We start from the raw sequence: 18,454 nt of genomic DNA on the forward strand, positions 1-18,454 counted from the left end.
CGACTATGCCGTAAACAATTGATGCAGATCCTGCTGCAGTCGCTTGCCCTGCGTATTTACCGGCAGGCGTTCCACGAACCGCCAACGTCGCGGCATGGCGGCATTTTCAAGATTGGATTGAAGCTGCTGACGTAACCGCCGGCTAAGCCGGAAGGCCCCGATCTCGCCATGCTGTTGCCAACCCTTTTCGGTTAGCTCGACGACCGCGCCGAGCGATCCCCGGGCGTCCTTTAGCACCAGCGTCACCGCATCGCGGACGAGTTCAGAGCCGCAAAGGTATTTCTCGACCTCTGCAAGCGATACCCGTTTGCCTTCGATTTTGATGAACTGATTGGCGCGCGCGGTCAGCAGGAAGCTGCCATTATCAAAGCGTTCTGCAATGTCATTCGTCTCAAACCAGTCCGCGTTATCGGTATAGCTCGATTTAACACTGAGCCGGCCGGCCGCATCAACGCGGGTTTCCATTCCATCCAGCGGGCGGAAGGCTTTCTCTCTTGTGTCCTGCTGACGAGAGGCCACGGCACCGGTCTCCGTGCTACCGTAAATCTCGGTTGTCAGCGGTCCGAATATCGTCGCGGCATGATGGGATGCTTCCATGCCCAGCGGACCCCCTGCGGAGAAAATTATTTTTGGTTGTTGTTCTGCGAGCAGTGGATCGAATGGCGGAATGCGCGACAAATGCGCCGGGCTGGACACAAAGCAGCTACCCGGCGGCGCCACGGCAAGCATGTCTTCCCAGATCTCAAACGTCTCGGGAAAAAACAGGCGCCCTTCGCATAGCGGCAATAACGTCTTGAATATCTGACCGAATATATGTTGATGGGTGACCGTGCCGAGGGTGGGCGCGCTGTCCAATTGATCGCCCCAGGCTGTATGCAGAACGGCAAGCTCATTTTCGATCTGGCAAAGCGACTTGGCGACCCGCTTCGGATCCCCGCTGGAGCCGGATGTATAAAAATCGAGATGGCAATCCTCAGGGTTAAGCTCCGTAAATTCGAACGTCACGCCTGAGCTGTGCCTGAGGAGGAGTTGATGCTCTCGCACATCTGCACTGTTGTCACTCAGCAGCGGACAAGCGGCCGTCACAAAATGATTGAGCATGCCCGGCAGGCTGTTCGGCGGCACGATAACGCGGCAGCCTGATTGGAAGGCCCCCAGAAGGCCGACGCAATAGAAATAGCTACTCGTTGTTGCGAGAACAACCGCCTCTACACCCTCCGCCTGCACGCGCGTCGCGGTATCGGCAACATCAGTGCGAAATTGCGCGAAGTTTAGCGTCTTTCCCTTTGAAATTGCAACGATAAGGTCATTCTCCCTCGGGGAGGTCATCAGGCGGGACAATGGCAGGAACGGCACCTTTTAACTCACTTTTTTTTGTTTCACGAATTGTCGTAAAATATACTCCCCGCCAAACATCAGGCCAATGAGAATATAGGAAATGAACCCGTTATAAGTTGTCCAGACCGCGAGGCTTGCATACAACGCCGTCCACAAGGAAATAATCGCATTCAGAACAAAAAATAATATCCAGGCAACGGTGACACGGCGGGTATAGGTTACCCCGTAAGCATCGTGGTCGGGTTCGCGGAGGCGCGCAATTTTTTCGATGATTGTCGGCGGAAAAATCAGGGAATAGCCAAAAACGAGAGCAAAAGACAGGCTGATGATGACGGGATAGGCCTTGATCGCCAACATTCCGTCGATCAGGAGCAAGATCACCAGGGCCGCCAGGACGATGGCATATACCCCAAGTTCCAGCTTCTTCTGCTTATGGCCACGCTGCAACCACAGCCGCAACCCCAAAAACAGGACCAATACAATCCCGATGGTTACCGGCGAAAACCGCATCAGACCAAAATAAACGAAAAATGGATAGGCGACACTGATTAGAACGAGCGCACTGTCCAGAAGTCGCTGCCTATTCCTCCAGAAGGGCATATACCCGGTCCACAACATCATCGACGGTGCGTACAGTCTTGAATTCTTCAGGTGGAATTTTTTTCGATGTTAAATCCTGAAGCTTGACGACAAGATCGACGGCGTCAATGCTATCAAGATCAAGGTCTTCATAGAGTCGCGCCTCCGGCATGATATCTTCAGGCGGCACTTCAAATAAATCTGTTAAGTAGATTTTTAGCCTTTCATAAACCTGCTCGCGTGTCATGCCTTCAATTCCTTCCTCTCCGCCATAATAAAGCGGGCAAGACTGCGGATGGAGGCAAAATGTTCCTTCAAGTCGTCATTCTGGGCATTGATTTTAATGCCATATGTCTTCTGAATTTCCACACCAAGTTCAAGCGCATCGATTGAATCGAGTCCCAGTCCATCGACGAACAGCCGTTCCTCGCTATCAATTTCCTCCGGCGTTATATCCTCCAGGTTGAGAGTTTTAATTACCAGCTTCTTGATTTCCAGCTCAAATTCATTCATTGCAAAGTTTTCCAAGGTAATATTGCTCCAGTTCGCGCGTCAATTTCCGAACTTTTATGGATCGGGGTTCATGCTCCAGATAATCGCTCATGTCCAGTTGTTGATCAAATGTTATATCAAAACATGCCTGACGCGACGGAATGGCATACCACGGATTTCCTTTCGTTAAGGTTGATGGTTTGCACTTAATAGTCACAAGTTGGATGGGCGACTTGAAGTGGGTGGCAATATTGGCAAACCCCCGCTGAAATTTAATGGCGCGGCCCGGCACTGATCTCGTTCCCTCAGGAAAGACGAGAATATTCTGGCCTCTCGACAGTGCATTCCGGCATTGCTCAAGCATTACCGCCGCATCACCGTTATTGCTGATATAGCCTGCCGCCCGCATGACACCCCCGAGATACGGATTGTCCCAGAGCTCATATTTCACGATGCATTGTACGTCGGGCATACGGGACATCAAAAAAACCGTATCCAGCAGGGACGGGTGATTGGCGACAATCAGACATCCCCGGCAGGTCGCAAGCCGTTCAGTCCCGTGAAAGCGGGAATCGATGACTCCCCCTGCCCGCAGTGAGAAGACGAAAAACCGGAACGCATAATAAATCACGCGCCTCACCCGCTGAATACGAAGCGCTTCATCCCGCGTTATCAGCGAAATAATGTTAAAGATGACGAGCGTCATAAACAGTCCGCCGAGGCCGAAACTGGCAAAAGCCAGCCCCGTTCCCAACAGTCTCCAGAGGTAGTTCAGCCGCTCAAGCATGGCGTTCACACCACCATATCCCCTGCTCGCCGGTCCAGGACCAGCGCCGGTCCTCGGAAAGCAAAAACCGCAGGAATGTTTCCAACGGGTCCCCCCTTTTTCGGGCTGTTGCCTCGCCCGAATACCCGAATGTCATATGTCCGGATGTTGTTTCGGCCTGCTGTAATGACAGGGCCAAACCACCGGTCGGCACGGAAATGTCCCGCGAGGGCGCATAAAATTCTGGCACCGTCTCATCACAATGAAGCAGCAGCACCGGCCGGGTGGGATCTTCGCGCAACAACATCAGAGCTTCATACATACCAAGACAAAGGCTGTCTGCACCGGCAGCTATGGCCGTCTGTGCCTCGCAGTTGCCGGTGACAATAGAGAGCATGCCCGCCAGTGAATTATGAACCGACATGCCGAATCCCGTGGGTGAAATCGGGTCGTCCGCCGCCAGACTTTGCAACAGTTGCAGCGTCTGCACGACGTTACCGTTGCGAGAGCTGAACACAACGCGAGTATTTTCCGCCTGCCCCGTGTCCAGTGCCACCCGCAGGGCAATTTTACCCAATCGCGATAGGCGGCGGCGCAAGCCCGCGGGAAGATCCCGAACATCGGGGTTTCCTTCTTCCCTCGGTAGGTCTTGCACCGTCTCACCCCAGGACCGCCAGGCCTCGGGACTATCCAGCCCCGGCGCCCATGCGGACCAATGGTTTACCGCGAAAGCGATCCCGCTTTCCATTTTGGAATCCTTAGCTTTTGGTCATTGCCGCCAGATTCAGATTTTTATTTATGTCATTCTCCAACGTCTTCACCCATCTATTGTAATTCCGGTGAATCTGCGTGCCGTTATACAAGAGGTCCTTGCTGGAAACATAGTCAATCGAATAGGAGGTTTTCGAATAGTGAATATCGATAACCGCCTCATGAGTTCTATTGTCCAATGTTGCCCGGACGACGTTCGGGCTCACGTCTTCCACCCGCCACCCACGATTTATGGCTGAGGTTTTAATAATATTTGCAACTGTCGAACTGGAAGAGTCCTGTAGCGCCACAGGAACGGGTATTTGGTCGGCGTTGTAGACAGGCTGCAACCGCACGCCACACCCGCTCACGATAATTGCCAATACTATCGCCATTGCCATATGATATAGTGGTTTCATAAATTCATTCCTTTCACAAGAGAGCCGAATATTTTCGCTAATCCACGGTTTGATCGTACGAAGGATTTAGATTTACAGCTACTAAAGCTTAAAAGCCAGACCGACATTAACTTTTAAGGAAAAAGGAACCACCTCATTCTCAGTTTTCTCGACCTGACCTCATCCAGTGATCCACAGTCCGTTTTGCAATGGGCGGAGGCATCAGATCATACGCATTCGCGAAAGTTTAGTTCCCCCAGGCGGCAGGAGCAAAGCCTGCTCGGGCGGGCGCTACTACGAATGCTCTGCGCCCATTCCCTACAGCGTTCGCCGGCGGACTGGAAGATGACAACGATTGAAAATGGCGCTGTAAAACTTCATTGCGAAGGCGAAACCCGTCCACTCTGGGGAAGTATCAGTCATAGCCGTGACTTCATTTGCGCGACGGTCTCTAAAATTGGATCAATCGGGATCGACGTTGAAAAAACAACAGTGCCTCGCGATATGTCCGTGCTACTACAGGCCGTCACCGGGCTCTGTGAAGCAGACCTCCCCGCACGGCAAGTGGATCAATACCGGCTCTGGACCTTGTTCGAGGCCTATTGCAAGGCCACCACCGGCTCCCTTGAGTTTCCAATTCCAGCGGCACTGATCGCACTGTGTCAGAGGCGCTCCGATGAGCCTGCGCTCCTCACTATACAGGATCAGACAGCAATCTTTCGCTCTCGCCGACTGAATGACTATCTGGTGTCTACCTGTCAGATGGTGTGATGCCTTGGCAGGCCCTGACCGGTTAAGCCTTGTTTGCGCGGGCCATGCGACGATATTCAGAAACGGATTTTTCAAGTTCCCGGCGTTTGGCAAACTCCGCCGTCACATCCCGCATAATTGCGGCGACGCCGATCCATTTTCCGTCCGGATCGGCCAATGGAAGAATGGAGAATTGAATAGATATCCGTTTGCCATCCTTGCAAAGCGCAGGCACTGCCAACAGCTCGCCGGCCGCATATTTCGTGATTCCAGTTCGCATCGTCTCGCGGCAACCGTTGCCGTGGCGGGCTCTCAGGTTTTCCGGTATGATAATATCAAGTGGCTGGCCAATCGCTTCGGACGCCGTAAATCCAAAAATACGCTGCGCGCCGTTATTCCATAACTGTATTATTCCGGCTTCATCGGACACTACCAGCGCATCCGGCATTTGTTGCAGGAGTATATCGGCAAAATTATCAAGATTCATTGGCGAATATCCATGTTCGCGGTAAGCCGGTTCTGGGCGGCTAGGCAGGTTTGTACAGCCCTTGTTCGGTGATGATCGCATCCATGGCAATGTCATGGGATTGCGGGTAGATTGTCGGAATTTCCTGCTGACTAAATCCTACGCCAAAAACCCGCGGCTTGCGGTCGAACGACGCTAGGGTCCGATCAAAAAACCCTCCCCCATAGCCGAGGCGATAATTGCCGCTGTCAAAGCCGACCACGGGTGCGATGACGACATCGGGTATTATGGCATCGCCGTTGACCGGGACAGGAATATTCCAGATTCCCGGCTCCAAAAGGTCGCCGGGTTTCCAGTGCCGAAATATGAGAGGCGCCGCCCGCTTGATCACGACAGGCAAGGCTAGATGCCCGTTGCTGGCGGTAACCGTTTCAACCCAGTTCCGCAAGTCAGGCTCGCCGCGAAACGGCCAGTAGATGCTGATCGTGAGGCCCGTCATATTACCGATGGCTTCGGTGAGGAAATCCATGATTTTTTTGGAATGCAGTCGTCGATCTACGACGTTTATCGAGATGCGGTCCGCGATCAGGCGGGCCCGTTCCGCTTTTCGCCAGCGCAGCACATCTGCCGCGGCGCGCGGATCATTGGCTGGTGCCAGCCCCATGTACACCGGATCGATTTCATGCATGAAACAAGGAGGTGACGCAAAGCTTGCCTGTTCGTCTTCATCGTCTACTGTCATGTTCCCATCTCCCCTGTTTTATTTCCCTAATCTCCGCAATCCAAGGCATCGTTGGTAAACCGTGCGCCCCTGGGTAGCAGCACATTATGTTGCCCAGCAACAGCCAGTTCAAAGCTCGCGGCAATGCGGCGCGCCCGGTCGATAAAATGATCGGCCGCCGCCTCCGGACAAACGGTTCTCGCGGTCGCCTTAAATAATGCAAGCCAGCGATCGAAATGGCGCGCGTCAATTGGCAGGACGATATGCTTTCCCATGGGTTGCCCCTGATACTCTCCTGACATCAGGGCAACTGATGACCAGAATCTGCACATCTGTTGCAGATGTGCGTCCCAGTCCTTGACCCGCGCATCAAATATTGGGGCCAGCAGATTATCGTCCCGGACATGTCCATAAAACGTATGGACCAGGTTCTCGATCATCGATGTATCAATTCCGGTCCGCTCAGTGATTTCCGCAGTTATAGCAACCCGTTGAGGCACAGCTGTCATGGCATATCCTAATAAGTATTTTAAATACCTATTTAACATGTTAAAATGCAAATTCCAATTATTTTTTTCGGGAAGTGAGTGATGCGCATTACCAAATTTACCGATTTCGCCTTGCGGGCCCTGATGCGGGCGGCCAGCGATACGGGACGGACCTTTACAACGGAGGAAATTGCCACGGAACTCGGCATCTCCCGCAATCATCTCACCAAGGCAATCCGCGATCTTGCGAGATCGGATATTGTTGTTACACAACGCGGTAGCGGCGGCGGATTTCGCCTTGCCCGGCCGCCGGAAACGATTTCAATCGGCGAAATCGTCCGCTCGCTGGAAGCCCGGTACCCGCTGGTCGAATGTTTCAGGATTGATGGTGGCGCCTGTGTTCTTACACCAAGCTGTCGGCTTAAATCCCGTCTCGCAGCGGCGCGAGAAGCTTTTTATAACGAGCTTGATCAAACTAGTCTGAAGCAATGCGCCCAGCCGGCGTTGTCTCTATAGCAAAAAAAATTGCCGGAGAGGATATCGCCCCTCCGGCAACGCAGTTCAAATTATTCAACCTTGAATGACTTGGAGCTTTTCTTGACGACATCCCAAACAATATCGTTATAGGCGCCGATCCAGTCGGTTTGCGGGACCCAGGTTTTGCCATCCCACATTTCGATGCGGGTTTTACCGCCACCACCATGGTCATCGGCCGTCACCGTCACAGGGGCGAACAATCCGTTGGCATCATAATCTTTGATGCTTTCAAGACCGGCTTTCATGGTCTCCGGCGTCAGCGGCCAGCCACCCTCTTCAATTGCCAGCCGTGCCGCCTCAAATGCGACAGAGTAGATGGCAAGGCCAGTATTGTAGTACACATCTTTCATGGCGGCCACGTCGCCATTCCCTTTGCCGTTGTCATAAAGTGTGGACTTGATTTCCTTCATAATCGGGAGGTCCTGACCACCGGCAACATTGGTTCCACGCTTTAAGCCTTTCGCCGCTTCCGGGCCGATATTCGCAATGTCCGTTTCATTCAGCCAGTTGACTGAAATATACTTGTCCATTGAAATGCCGTTGCGTTTCATTTCGCGCGACGCAACCACATGCATCTTGGAAAGCGACCAGCTGATAATCGCATCGGGCTGGAAGTGACGCACTTGGGTCCAGGCGGATGACTGGTCACTGCCAGGCAGTGGATACGGGAAGAGACCAAGCTCAAATCCTTCTTTTTCGGCGAGAGTTTTCAGAATTTCAATCGGTTCCTGCCCAAAAGGATAATCAATGTAAACAAAAGCAACCTTGACGCCTTTCAGGTCACCGTTGTGCTGCAGACGAATATATTCAATATCGTTAGCAACCTGTCCCCAGTAGGTCGGGCCAATCGGAAAAACCTGGGTGAAAACACTGCCGTCTATGGCATCGCCGCGACCGGCAAGCGACTGCAGAAGTATGTTCTTATCCTTCATAACGCGGGGCAGCACGGCAATTGAAACCGGTGTAGACAGCATATCAAAAATGAAAACGCCATCACGTTTGAGCTTTTCGTAGCATTCGATGCCGCGTTGCGGCTCGTTGCCATGATCCTGAACGATCAGTTCGATCGGGTGGCCGTCGATGCCGCCATTCATATTCTTAAGGTCGGCGAGGTCACGGGCCGCCTGGACAACCTGTGGTGTGACGAAGGTATAAGCCTTACTCAAGTCATAACAAATCCCGAATTTTACCGGCTCAGCGGCCTGGGCCATAGACGAAGAAAGCGCAACGCCCCCCAGAACGGCGCCCGCGGCCAATCCTTTTACGTATTTATTGATTTTTAACATCATTTCCTCCATTGGTTAAACTGGACGGGCGCGATTGATCAGGTCAGCCAACGCTTGCGTCTACGGTAATGCTTGATTTCATGAAAATTCTTCCCTTCACCTCCTCCCAGGTAAAACTCCTGAATATCTGAATTCGCCTTTAACGCCGCAGCAGTGTCATGCATGACAACCCGGCCGTTCTCGATCAGATATCCCTGACTGACAATTCTCAGCGCCGCGACAGCATTCTGTTCAACCAGCAACACCGAAAGCCCCTGTTCTCGATTGATTTTCTGAATAATATCGAAAATTTCTGCTACCAGGAATGGCGCCAGCCCAAGGCTCGGCTCATCCAGCATGAGCAGGCGTGGCTGGGTCATCAATGCCCGGCCAATGGCCAACATCTGTTGTTCACCGCCGGAAAGATATCCAGCCTCTGCAGATTTACGCTCCGCCAGTCGCGGGAAATATTCGTAGATTCGTTCTTTTTCCGATTTTATTTTCTGCCGTGACATGGAGATCGGCGCCGCCGCCTCAAGGTTTTCATCCGGCGTTAAATGCTCAAACACCCGACGCCCCTCAATGACATGGCAAATGCCTAATTTAACCCGGTCCTGAGGCAGGAGGTCGCCGATGATCTGGCCGTCAAACGTGATCTCGCCCCGGCTGACCTTGCCGCGTTCCGCCTTGAGCAATCCGCTGATCGCTTTCAATGTCGTACTTTTTCCAGCACCATTTGCGCCAAGCAGCGCCACCATGCCGCCCCTTGGCACCTCCAGCGAAACGCCCTTGATCGCCAAAAGCACTGAGTCGTACAAAACCTCTATACTGTTAAGGACAAGGATCGGATCGCCTGTGGTGTCCATATCTGCCGTGCTGGTCATGAGCGTCCCTATTTTTTTATCTGGTCAAAGGGCCATACAAGAAGATAGTCCCGGATATTGGAGTAAATTTTTCCAAGTCCCAGCGGCTCCACCATCAGGAATATGACGATCAGCGCGCCATAGACCGCGTTGGGTATATGAGCCAGTGTTTCGGGACTGAACTGCAAACCGGAAAAATCGGCAAGCAGGGTAAACAGGCTGTTGGCGATGCCCGGCATCAACAGGATAAGGGCAACACCGAAATAGCTGCCAATGATGCTGGCAAGCCCGCCGACAATCACCATGGCCAGTACCTGAATAGAGACCGTGACGGAAAATTGCTCCGGCGAGGCCAGGAAAAAGAAGGTTGCAACAAGGATCGCACCGCTTATGCCGCCGATAAAGGAGGACGTGGCAAAGGCGATGATCTTGTAATAGAAACTGTTCACGCCAAGGATTGCCGCGGCATAATCCTTCTCCCGAACCGCAACCAGCGCCCGACCAAGGCCCGTCCGGCGCATGTTCAAAATAAAAATCGTTACCAGAACGCACCAGCCGAACGCGACATAATACAACCCGGCGTCTGAGGTAATCGGCTGCCCGAGCAGCTTGAACGTTGGTGCTTGCAACGACGCGTGAGAGCCGCCGGTAATTGCCGGAACATGGGACAGAACCCAGTCCATGACAAACTGCATGGCAAGTGTGGTGAGCGCCAGATACAGCCCCTTCACTCGCATAGCAGCGAAGGCAAACACGCTTCCGATCAGGGCCGATGAAAAGCCTGCGATAAGCAACGCAAATTCCCAGGGAACGCCAAAGCGGGCCGCATGGACAGCCGAATAGGCACCGACCGCCATCACTGCGGCATAGCCGAGATGCAATTGTCCCGCCCAACCTGTGACCAGATTAAGACCAAGCGCCGCCGCGCTCCAGATCAGCCAGGGCAGAATATAACTGTTCAAATACAGGGAATCTATGAGAAACGGCGCCAGAACCCCGAGAGCCAATAGGAACCAGAGGATGTTGCGATCCGCAGGGATCGGAAAAAGTTTATTTTCAGAGACATAGCTGCGATGCCGTATGCCGGCCTGACGATAGAACATAGCCTCAAACCCTTTCGATGTCGTGTCTACCGAACAAACCGTGCGGCCGCACCATGACGGTGACAATCAGGACGATGGCCACCAGCAACTCGCGGCTGCCTCCCCCGACCAGCGGATCAAGATAGGCCGATCCGACATTTTCAATAACGCCCAGCAGAATGCCTGCGACAATGGCCCCGATAATACTATCCAATCCACCGAGAACCGCGACTGTCAGGCCTTTCAATAACAGCAGGGACAAAGACTGGTCGACACCCTGGATTTCACCCCAGATGACACCGGTTGCCACCGCCACTACGCATGCCAGCGCCCAGGACAGTCCGACCCCGCGTTCGACCGAAATGCCCACCGACCAGGACGCAGTATAGTCATCTGAAATAGCCCTGAGGCGGATGCCGAGGCGACTGCGGAAGAAAAACAGAAAGGCGATAAACAGGGCGATCGACACCGCCGCGCCGACCATATTGACCCGGCTGAGCAACAATGGACCCAAGAAAAAAGGGTCATAACTTATCCCCAGCCCCATCGGGCGGGACGTCCCGCCCCAGACCGCCAACGTACTGCCGCGGATAAAAATATCGAGACCGAGCGTCATCATCAATATCATCACGATCGGCCGCCCGGCGAGACGCCGAAGGGCTACTCTTTCGATCCCAAGTCCAACAAAGAACATGAGGACAACCGCGATCGGTATCGCCAGCCAGAGCGGGAGGCCGAGCTGAATGGAAAACGCCAGCACCACATAGGCTCCCAGCATCGTCAAGCCGCCCTGGGCAAGGTTCGGCACCGAGGATGATTTGTAAACCAGCACCAGGCCAATCGCGAAAAGCGAATACAAAAGGCCCGTCAATGCGCCATTAACTGATAGTTCAGCTAGAAAAATCAGATCCATTCAAACCTCCCATACTTGCAGGGTGCGTTCCACCGTGCTTGTCTCGCCGGTTTCATAAGTAACAATCGCGGACATGCGGACCTCACTGGACCCATCATAGAGCGCCGTGATCACCGGTGCATACCGTTCTTCAACCACTTTGCGGCGAAGTTTGCGGGTGCGGGTGATCTCGCCATCGTCGGGATCAAATTCCTTGTGAAGGCTGGCAAAACGACAGAGCCTCAGGGTTTCCGGTAGAGCCGCATTCACCCGCACAAAGGCCTCCTTGATGAGGACGGCCACTTCCTTGCGCTGCGACAGATCGGCGTAAGAAACATAGGGCACACTGTTGACCTCCGCCCAATGGCCCACCGCTTCAAAATCAATACAAACCATGGCGACCAGTTCGTCGCGGCCCGAACCAACAACAGCGGCATCCCGGATATAAGGGCTGAATTTCAACCGGTTTTCGATATAGTTCGGAACGAAGCGTTCCCCGGCGGCGGTGCGAACCACCTCCGAAACCCGGCCAAGTACGACAAGATGACCGTCTTCCTCCAAATAGCCGGCATCCCCGGAATGCAGCCAGCCGTCCCGGATTGCCTCGCGGGTCGCTTCGGGATTCTCGAAATATCCGGCAAAAACGGCGTCACCCTTGACCAGAATTTCCCCGTCCTCCTCGATTTTCACCTCAACTCCTGGCAGTGGACGGCCAACCGTATGCAGGCGAACCTCGTCCGCAGACTGAATGGCGTTGAAGGCACTGTTTTCCGTTTGGCCGTAAAGCTGACGCAACTTGATACCGAGGGCGCGGTAGAAAACGAACGTATCCTCGCCCATGGCCTCCCCGCCGGTAAAGGCGTTCTTGACCCGGTTGAGCCCAAACTGGTCCTTGATCGGGCCGAAAATGATCCATTCGCCAAGTGTCCGCCACATCCATTCGAGGCTGCCCGCGTCTTTATGATCGAGTTTCTGCCGTTCCGCTGTCACCGCCCGGTCCATAAAAAAATGATACAGCCATTTCTTGAACGGTGTCGAGTTTTCAATGCCCACCTGTATCGTCGTCAGAATATTATCCCAGCTTCTGGGTGCCGCCAGATAGTAGGTCGGCGCAATCTCGCGCATATCGCGAAGAACCGTTTCCTGTCGCTCCGGGACATTCACCGTAAACCGGCAAAAAATAGCCGCCGCCACGGTCAGGGCATAATCGCCGACCCACGCCATCGGCAGATAGGCGAGGATTTCCTCGCCTTCATCGAAGCCACCACCGGCATATGCACTGCGGACTGCCGCAATGACATTCCGCTGGCTCAATACAATCCCTTTAGGTTTGCCCGTCGTACCCGATGAATGCATGAATATTGCTGGATCATTCAGGGTCGACTGATTGATCAGGCGGTCCCGAAGGTCTTTGTTTGCGGCAAGATTTTCAACGCCTTTTTCCAACAAAGCCGTCCAGGAGAGCAGGCCCGGAACGTCGTAATCCCCCAGACCGCGCTCCTCGTCATAAATGATATACGGAATGTCACACCCGGCGGCACGAAGGTCGAGAACCTTGTCCACATGCTCCTGATCTTCAGCAAGAGCCGCCGCCATCGGCGTTTCATCGGCAAAATGCTTCAACTCCGCCAGGGTGGCGCCGGAATAGGTCGGCATTGCATATCCGCGCAAGACCGCAGAGGCCGTCATCCCTGCATACAGACGAATGCGATTATCGCCTAGCACCAGCATGCCGTTACCCGCGCCCAGACCGAGCGCATCCAGACCGGCCGCACATTTTATGACCTCCTCGGCATACTCGGCCCAGTTCATCTCACGCCAAATGCCCCGATCCTTTTCGCGCATCGCAATTTTCTTGCCATGTTCGTCCGCGTTCCGCATCAGCATCTGGATCAATGTCGAGGTGTCCTGCGTTTGGCCTGTCACCGATTTCGTCTGGGATGCCACGTCCTTATTCCGCATGACCATCTCCGATATAGGCCTTGATGACGCCCGGATCCTTGACGACATCTTTCGGGATGCCACTGGCGATCATCTCCCCATAGTTCAGGGCCAGCATCCGGTCGCAAATACCAGTGATAACGTCCATATGATGTTCGATCAGCAACACGCTTACTCCCCGCTCGGCCCGCGCATCCAGAATAAATCGCGCCATATATTCCTTTTCCTCCTGGTTCATACCCGCCATCGGTTCATCCAGAATGAGAAGTTGTGGTTCGGCGACTAATGCACGTGCCAGTTCCACCCGCTTTTTAAGGCCGATCGGAATGCCGTCGACCAGTTCATGGCGAATGCTTTCAAGCTGGAGAAATTCAATCACTTCCTCAACGATCTCGCGATTGGCCATTTCCGCTGGGCGCGCCAGCCACCAGTACAGAACCGTCCGCAGAACGCCGGGTCGCATATGGATATGGCGGCCCAGCAGGATATTGTCGAGAACGCTCATGCCGTTAAAAAGCGCTAGATTCTGGAAGGTACGGGCAACCCCTAGGGCCGCAACCTTATGCGGTGACGTTCCCGTGATATCCTTGCCGTCAAGCTTGATTGTGCCTGTATTAGGTGGATAAAAGCCGGTGATTGCGTTTGTCAGGGTTGTCTTCCCGCTTCCGTTCGGACCGACAAGACCAAAGATTTCTCCCGGCCATATTTCCATATCCACGCCAGTTACGGCAACCAGGCCGCCAAAACGCCGTTCGACCGATCTGCATTCAAGCAACGGCACTCCCTCCCTGACCGTAACCCCGTCCCTGTTTACACTCATGGTGTCCGCAATCCCTCATACATAATTCATGCCCCCCTGCATTTATGTTCCCCGTTACGGTAAGATCACTCCCGGTCGCGCGTTCCGCTCGTCTGAAAATAATCGGGCCGCCCCGTAGGCCAGGGGTCTCCCCACAACTGTTGGCCGCCATCCACTGTCAGCACCTCGCCCGTGATAAACTTTCCCGAACTTGCCGACATATAAATCACGGCTTCGGCAATGTCCCATTCATCGCCAGCATGCAGCATCGGATTTGATTCTTCGAAGGTCGCCGCGCCTTCCGGCGGGTAGCGCGAAAAACCGGTACTTTCACAGCAGCCGGGGGCGACACAATTAACCCGGATGTTATGCGGTGCCCATTCAACGGCAACTGATTTGGAAAGATAGGCAACACCCGCCCGCGCCGCGCCAGTATGGGCAATGCCCGGCATGCCGCGCCAGAAACTCGCGATGATATTCACGATCGAGCCTGATTGCTTGTTCGCCACCCATTTTCGGGCAGCCGCCGACATCATCCACCAGGTCCCATTGAGGTTGGTATCGATAACAGCATTCCAGCCCTTGGCGGAATAGTCGAGCGCCGCTTGCGGAAACTGTCCGCCCGCATTGTTGATGAGAACATCAAGACGACCAAAATGGTCATGAACGTCATCGATAAATTTATCAACCTGTTCATTATCACGGATACTCAGCTGACCCGTCATGACCTCGCCGCCAAAGCTGCGCAGAAATGTCGCCGCCTTGTCCAGTTTTTCCGGATCCCGGCCACAAATGGCCAGATTCGCCCCAAGACGCGCAAACAACGCCGCGATCGCGCGGCCGAGGCCGCTCCCGGCACCGGAGACAATAACCACTTGTCCCGCGAACAGGTCGGTCTTGAATACAGTCGGATTCTCCCTTAGTCGAGATTCGGAGAATCCGAACCTACGAACTGATGACTCTTCCATAGCTCCCCTTTCAGACGATGTTATCCCGTCTTTTTTTAAAAACTAACACCCGTTAGATTTTCTATCAAGCTATATTTAACTTTATCCGAAAAAAATCCGCGCGCCTATAACTAGCTGCACAACATACGCATTGTTGAGAATTAATGCGCTTTCTGAATTCTGTCATCCCGGACAATTTGGTTTACAATTAGGGTCAGGGATTATTCGAAGTTTTATGATGGCCAATCCCGTCCAGCAGAAGTGTCTGCAGCATCGCAATCATCTCATCGAGGGTGTAAAACCCCTCGTTGTCGCCTTTTTCCGGATCGAACCACTCCACAGTCCAGTTCAGGGCCCCCAGCATGATCTGGCGGAGCGGCGTAACACCAATATCAGGGCGGATTTCCCCAGCCTCCCGTGCCTTGTTCAGGCTTTTATCCCAGATCCGCGAATAATCATGGCGAATCGGGCGATGACGCGAGCGAACCTCCTCGGGTAGCTGGCCATAGATACGGATATTGGCCGAGCTGAATTCGCTGCGGGCAAAAAGATACATCATATGGGTCCGGATGGCGGCGGCAATCCGGCTGCGGTGATCCGGATAAATAGCGTCGCCGTTCAACACCTTCGCTACCCCCTCGAACAGGTCGCGAAGACCACGATCCAAAACCTCGTCAAGGATTTCATCCTTGGAATCAAAATGATAATAGATACTTCCCGCCTCTATATTGGCGGCGTCGGCAATATGGCGCAAGGTCGAGGCGCTATAGCCGCGCTTACGCATCACCCGCGCGGCGGACGACAGGATATGCAGACGCGTCTGTACTGCCTTGGATCCTTCCGGCGCGTCAATTTTCCGAATGTCCGCCAGGTCGACTTTACCGCTGCCCGGGGCATCGACGGCGGCAACGGGTTCCCCGGGATCGGACAACATACCGTCAAGAATTAATTCCGCTGCCTTTTCTGAAAACAGCTGAATGGAATAGCGGCTTGTATCAAACCATTCCACCGTCCAGTTCAGCGCGCCAATGACAAATTGCCGAAGCGGGATGACCTTGATGTCGGAGCGGATATCCCCCGCTTTCAAGGCCTTATCAAGTGCCTCGTCCCACAAATCGCTATAGGCCTGTCGCAACGGCCGGTGCCGTTCGCGCATTGCTGACGGCAGCATCGAAAAATTACGGATATTCGAGGAGGTGAAGTCACTTGCCTCAAGCAGATAAATGAGATGAGTGTGAACCATAGTCCCGAAAATTTCGCGAAATTCCGCACCCCGGGCCTCACCCTCGACGCAGGCTTCCTTCACCGCGTCGAAAACATGCCGGAGCCCGAGATCCAGCACCTCGTCAAGAATTTCGTCCTTGGAACTGAAATGATAATAGATGCTTCCGGCTTCCATGCCCGCCGTATTGGCGATTTTCCGAAGTGTTGAGGCCGTATATCCCTGATCCCGAAACAAACTCGCTGCTGCCGAGAGAATCACCAAGCGGGTTTGCTCTGACTTACTCAATACGGCCTTGGAAGATTCTGAAACACGTGGCTTCAAACTCATTAGTTATTCTCTCCGGCCTATTCCCTCTGGACAAAAGAACAGTCTATACGATAAATCTAACAACTATTCGATTTTACGCCCATTCGAAAGTGAAAATCAATATTAGAACAAATAAACACTCACGGAAGAAAGAGAGGGTCGCATGCGAGGGCTTAAGGACAAACGCGTAATCATCACAGGTGCCGGCAGCGGAATTGGACGAGAAATCGCCCGCCGGTTTGCCGAGGAAGGCTCCATTGTTGCCATTTTTGACATGAACGAAAAAGGCGCGTCCGAGACGGTCGCCCTGATCGAGAAAGCCGGTGGACAGGCGTCGGCCCATGTCGTGGACATCACCAATCGCAGCACGGTTGATGCCGCCGTTCAGGAAGTTGAAAAGATGGGCCCGGTCGATATTCTGGTCAATAACGCCGGCTGGGACAAGGTCGTCCCGTTCCTCGACACCGATGTCGACCTGTGGAAAAAGGTAATTGATATCAATCTCTATGGCCCTCTGCATATGCATCATGCGGTCTTGCCCGGCATGGTCAAGAATGGGGGGGGACGCGTCATCAATATCAGCTCCGATGCCGGGCGTGTCGGCTCCTCGGGAGAGGCAGTTTACTCAGCCTGCAAAGGCGGTATCATTTCCTTCACGAAAACGACAGCGCGTGAGCTTGCACGCAAAGGGATTCAGTTGAATGTCGTTTGCCCCGGCCCTACTGATACTCCACTTTTTGCCGAAATTGCCGCTGGGGACGCCGGTGGAAAAATCACGGAAGGCCTGAAACGGGCGATCCCGATGAAACGCCTCGCCCAGCCGACGGACTTTCCGGGAATTGTCTGCTTTCTCGGCTCCGATGATGCCAGCTTTATTACCGGACAAACAATTTCGGTTTCCGGCGGCCTGACTATGCACGGATAGGAAATCCTGCGTTCAAGCTGAAGGCGGTGCCGGTGAAACTCCGTCACCGCCTTTTTAATTTTCGGGTTTTGCGACTGCGCCATTTGCTGTCCCGGTCCACGAAAATCAACAATCGTTCATTTCCAATTTTACCCACTTGCCATATTTTCTAACATTTGTTAGGATTTTTAAAAATCAAGAACTTCACAGATGGCAAGGGAGGCCGGAGATGAACTTTCTACCCACCGAAGACCAGCAGGCATTCCAGGATACGGCGGCGCGATTTGCCCGCGAGCGATTGAGTGACGGCTATCTTGCCCGGTCGAAGAAGCACGGGATCGACAAGGCTCTTATGCGGGAAATGGGTGCTCTCGGTCTTATTGGACCTGACCTGCCGGAAGAATATGGCGGGATGGGCCAGAATTTTGTGACTGCCGGTTTGATTACAGAGGCGATCGCCTACGCTGACTTTAATGTTAGCTATATCCAGCTTCTCGCCTCCCTGATGGGGGGCATGATCGCAAAACATGCTACAAAAGATATTTCCAAGGAATGGTTACCGCAGATCATTGCCGGAGAAAAGGTTGTCGGGCTCGGCCTGACCGAACCCCGCGGCGGATCGGACGCCGCCGGACTTCAACTGAAAGCAGAAAAGACCGGCAATGGCTGGCGCCTGAACGGTGAGAAAACCTCCATGAGTTTCTCCGATCAGGCCGATGCCGCCGTCATCTTCGCCCGAACCACGGAGGGCACGAGCAGCGCCAAGGGGGTCAGCGCCTTCTTTGTCGATCTTTCCGAAAAAGGCATATCCCGTACCCGGTTCGATGATATTGGCACGAAGCCGGTCGGTCGCGGGTCTGTCTTTTTCGATGATGTCTTCGTCCCTGCCGACTGCCTGATGGCCGAGCAGGACCGGGCATTCGGCACAATCATGGCCGGGTTCGA

Annotated in this window: 22 protein-coding genes; 4 read left to right on the forward strand and 18 right to left on the reverse strand. The window is 53.7% G+C overall.

What is annotated here, in order from left to right; all coding sequences use genetic code 11:
* Positions 1–3 precede the first annotated feature (3 nt).
* The 7 genes from ACESNI_RS03270 to ACESNI_RS03300 are packed head-to-tail and all read right to left on the reverse strand — an operon-like array spanning position 4 to position 4,344.
* Positions 4–1,356: an AMP-binding protein gene (locus ACESNI_RS03270; RefSeq protein ID WP_373085005.1), complete on the reverse strand. Its 1,353-nt coding sequence runs from the start codon at positions 1,354–1,356 to the stop codon at positions 4–6.
* 3 nt (positions 1,357–1,359) lie between these two features.
* Entirely contained in the window at positions 1,360–1,938 is a 579-nt protein-coding gene (locus tag ACESNI_RS03275) for a hypothetical protein (RefSeq protein ID WP_373085007.1), read from the reverse strand.
* The gene (locus ACESNI_RS03280; protein ID WP_373085009.1) at positions 1,919–2,164 is read right to left on the reverse strand and encodes an acyl carrier protein; all 246 of its coding nucleotides are present in this window, start codon (positions 2,162–2,164) and stop codon (positions 1,919–1,921) included. Before ACESNI_RS03280 ends, ACESNI_RS03275 begins: the two co-directional genes overlap by 20 nt.
* Positions 2,161–2,430, reverse strand: a complete 270-nt coding sequence (locus tag ACESNI_RS03285; RefSeq protein WP_373085012.1) for a phosphopantetheine-binding protein — start codon at positions 2,428–2,430, stop codon at positions 2,161–2,163. The genes ACESNI_RS03280 and ACESNI_RS03285 overlap by 4 nt, the downstream gene beginning before the upstream one ends.
* Positions 2,423–3,196: a lysophospholipid acyltransferase family protein gene (locus tag ACESNI_RS03290; protein ID WP_373085040.1), complete on the reverse strand. Its 774-nt coding sequence runs from the start codon at positions 3,194–3,196 to the stop codon at positions 2,423–2,425. Before ACESNI_RS03290 ends, ACESNI_RS03285 begins: the two co-directional genes overlap by 8 nt.
* A complete protein-coding gene (locus tag ACESNI_RS03295) occupies positions 3,189–3,923 on the reverse strand; it encodes a beta-ketoacyl synthase chain length factor (RefSeq protein WP_373085014.1) in 735 nt (244 codons plus the stop codon). Before ACESNI_RS03295 ends, ACESNI_RS03290 begins: the two co-directional genes overlap by 8 nt.
* Positions 3,924–3,933: 10 nt before the next feature.
* Positions 3,934–4,344: a hypothetical protein gene (locus ACESNI_RS03300; RefSeq protein WP_373085015.1), complete on the reverse strand. Its 411-nt coding sequence runs from the start codon at positions 4,342–4,344 to the stop codon at positions 3,934–3,936.
* A gap of 324 nt (positions 4,345–4,668) precedes the next feature.
* On the opposite strand from ACESNI_RS03300, the gene ACESNI_RS03305 reads away from it, so the two are divergent.
* Entirely contained in the window at positions 4,669–5,094 is a 426-nt protein-coding gene (locus ACESNI_RS03305; RefSeq protein ID WP_373085017.1) for a 4'-phosphopantetheinyl transferase superfamily protein, read from the forward strand.
* Between the two features lie 22 nt (positions 5,095–5,116).
* Here the strand turns inward: ACESNI_RS03305 and ACESNI_RS03310 are convergent, their stop codons facing one another.
* From ACESNI_RS03310 to ACESNI_RS03320, 3 genes are read right to left on the reverse strand one after another with little or no spacing between them, the layout of a single operon-like run.
* On the reverse strand, positions 5,117–5,560 hold the full coding sequence (locus ACESNI_RS03310; RefSeq protein ID WP_373085020.1) for a PAS domain-containing protein: 444 nt from the start codon (positions 5,558–5,560) through the stop codon (positions 5,117–5,119).
* A 40-nt stretch (positions 5,561–5,600) separates the two neighbouring features.
* Positions 5,601–6,281 (reverse strand): 5-formyltetrahydrofolate cyclo-ligase, encoded by a 681-nt coding sequence (locus tag ACESNI_RS03315; protein WP_373085022.1) that lies wholly within the window; start codon positions 6,279–6,281, stop codon positions 5,601–5,603.
* Positions 6,282–6,307: 26 nt separating this feature from the next.
* Positions 6,308–6,769, reverse strand: coding sequence for a group III truncated hemoglobin (locus tag ACESNI_RS03320; RefSeq protein ID WP_373085024.1), 462 nt, complete (start codon positions 6,767–6,769; stop codon positions 6,308–6,310).
* Between the two features lie 81 nt (positions 6,770–6,850).
* Here ACESNI_RS03320 and ACESNI_RS03325 point away from each other — a divergent pair, with 81 nt between their 5' ends.
* Positions 6,851–7,264, forward strand: a complete 414-nt coding sequence (locus ACESNI_RS03325) for an Rrf2 family transcriptional regulator (protein ID WP_373085026.1) — start codon at positions 6,851–6,853, stop codon at positions 7,262–7,264.
* 50 nt (positions 7,265–7,314) lie between these two features.
* Here ACESNI_RS03325 and ACESNI_RS03330 read toward each other — a convergent pair whose 3' ends face one another.
* The 8 genes from ACESNI_RS03330 to ACESNI_RS03365 all read right to left on the reverse strand — a co-directional run bounded on the left by ACESNI_RS03330 (position 7,315) and on the right by ACESNI_RS03365 (position 16,626).
* A complete protein-coding gene (locus ACESNI_RS03330; protein ID WP_373085027.1) occupies positions 7,315–8,574 on the reverse strand; it encodes an ABC transporter substrate-binding protein in 1,260 nt (419 codons plus the stop codon).
* Between the two features lie 35 nt (positions 8,575–8,609).
* Entirely contained in the window at positions 8,610–9,434 is an 825-nt protein-coding gene (locus ACESNI_RS03335) for an ABC transporter ATP-binding protein (protein WP_373085029.1), read from the reverse strand.
* An 8-nt stretch (positions 9,435–9,442) separates the two neighbouring features.
* Complete coding sequence (locus ACESNI_RS03340; RefSeq protein WP_373085030.1) at positions 9,443–10,516, reverse strand: branched-chain amino acid ABC transporter permease; 1,074 nt, start codon at positions 10,514–10,516, stop codon at positions 9,443–9,445.
* A gap of 4 nt (positions 10,517–10,520) precedes the next feature.
* Complete coding sequence (locus tag ACESNI_RS03345; RefSeq protein WP_373085031.1) at positions 10,521–11,408, reverse strand: branched-chain amino acid ABC transporter permease; 888 nt, start codon at positions 11,406–11,408, stop codon at positions 10,521–10,523.
* Positions 11,409–13,349: a long-chain fatty acid--CoA ligase gene (locus ACESNI_RS03350; protein WP_373085033.1), complete on the reverse strand. Its 1,941-nt coding sequence runs from the start codon at positions 13,347–13,349 to the stop codon at positions 11,409–11,411.
* Positions 13,339–14,148 carry an ABC transporter ATP-binding protein gene (locus tag ACESNI_RS03355; protein ID WP_373085034.1) on the reverse strand — a complete coding sequence of 270 codons (810 nt, stop codon included), beginning with the start codon at positions 14,146–14,148 and terminating at the stop codon, positions 13,339–13,341. The genes ACESNI_RS03350 and ACESNI_RS03355 overlap by 11 nt, the downstream gene beginning before the upstream one ends.
* A 65-nt stretch (positions 14,149–14,213) precedes the next feature.
* Positions 14,214–15,095 (reverse strand): SDR family oxidoreductase, encoded by an 882-nt coding sequence (locus ACESNI_RS03360; protein WP_373085035.1) that lies wholly within the window; start codon positions 15,093–15,095, stop codon positions 14,214–14,216.
* Between the two features lie 193 nt (positions 15,096–15,288).
* Positions 15,289–16,626: a TetR/AcrR family transcriptional regulator gene (locus ACESNI_RS03365; RefSeq protein ID WP_373085036.1), complete on the reverse strand. Its 1,338-nt coding sequence runs from the start codon at positions 16,624–16,626 to the stop codon at positions 15,289–15,291.
* A 142-nt stretch (positions 16,627–16,768) separates the two neighbouring features.
* On the opposite strand from ACESNI_RS03365, the gene ACESNI_RS03370 reads away from it, so the two are divergent.
* Positions 16,769–17,530, forward strand: coding sequence for a glucose 1-dehydrogenase (locus tag ACESNI_RS03370; RefSeq protein ID WP_373085037.1), 762 nt, complete (start codon positions 16,769–16,771; stop codon positions 17,528–17,530).
* Between the two features lie 208 nt (positions 17,531–17,738).
* Positions 17,739–18,454, forward strand: a 716-nt coding sequence (locus ACESNI_RS03375; protein WP_373085038.1) for an acyl-CoA dehydrogenase family protein, incomplete at its 3' end; no start/stop codon positions are given.

The organism is Sneathiella sp. (genome assembly GCF_041689005.1).
GTDB lineage: Bacteria > Pseudomonadota > Alphaproteobacteria > Sneathiellales > Sneathiellaceae > Sneathiella.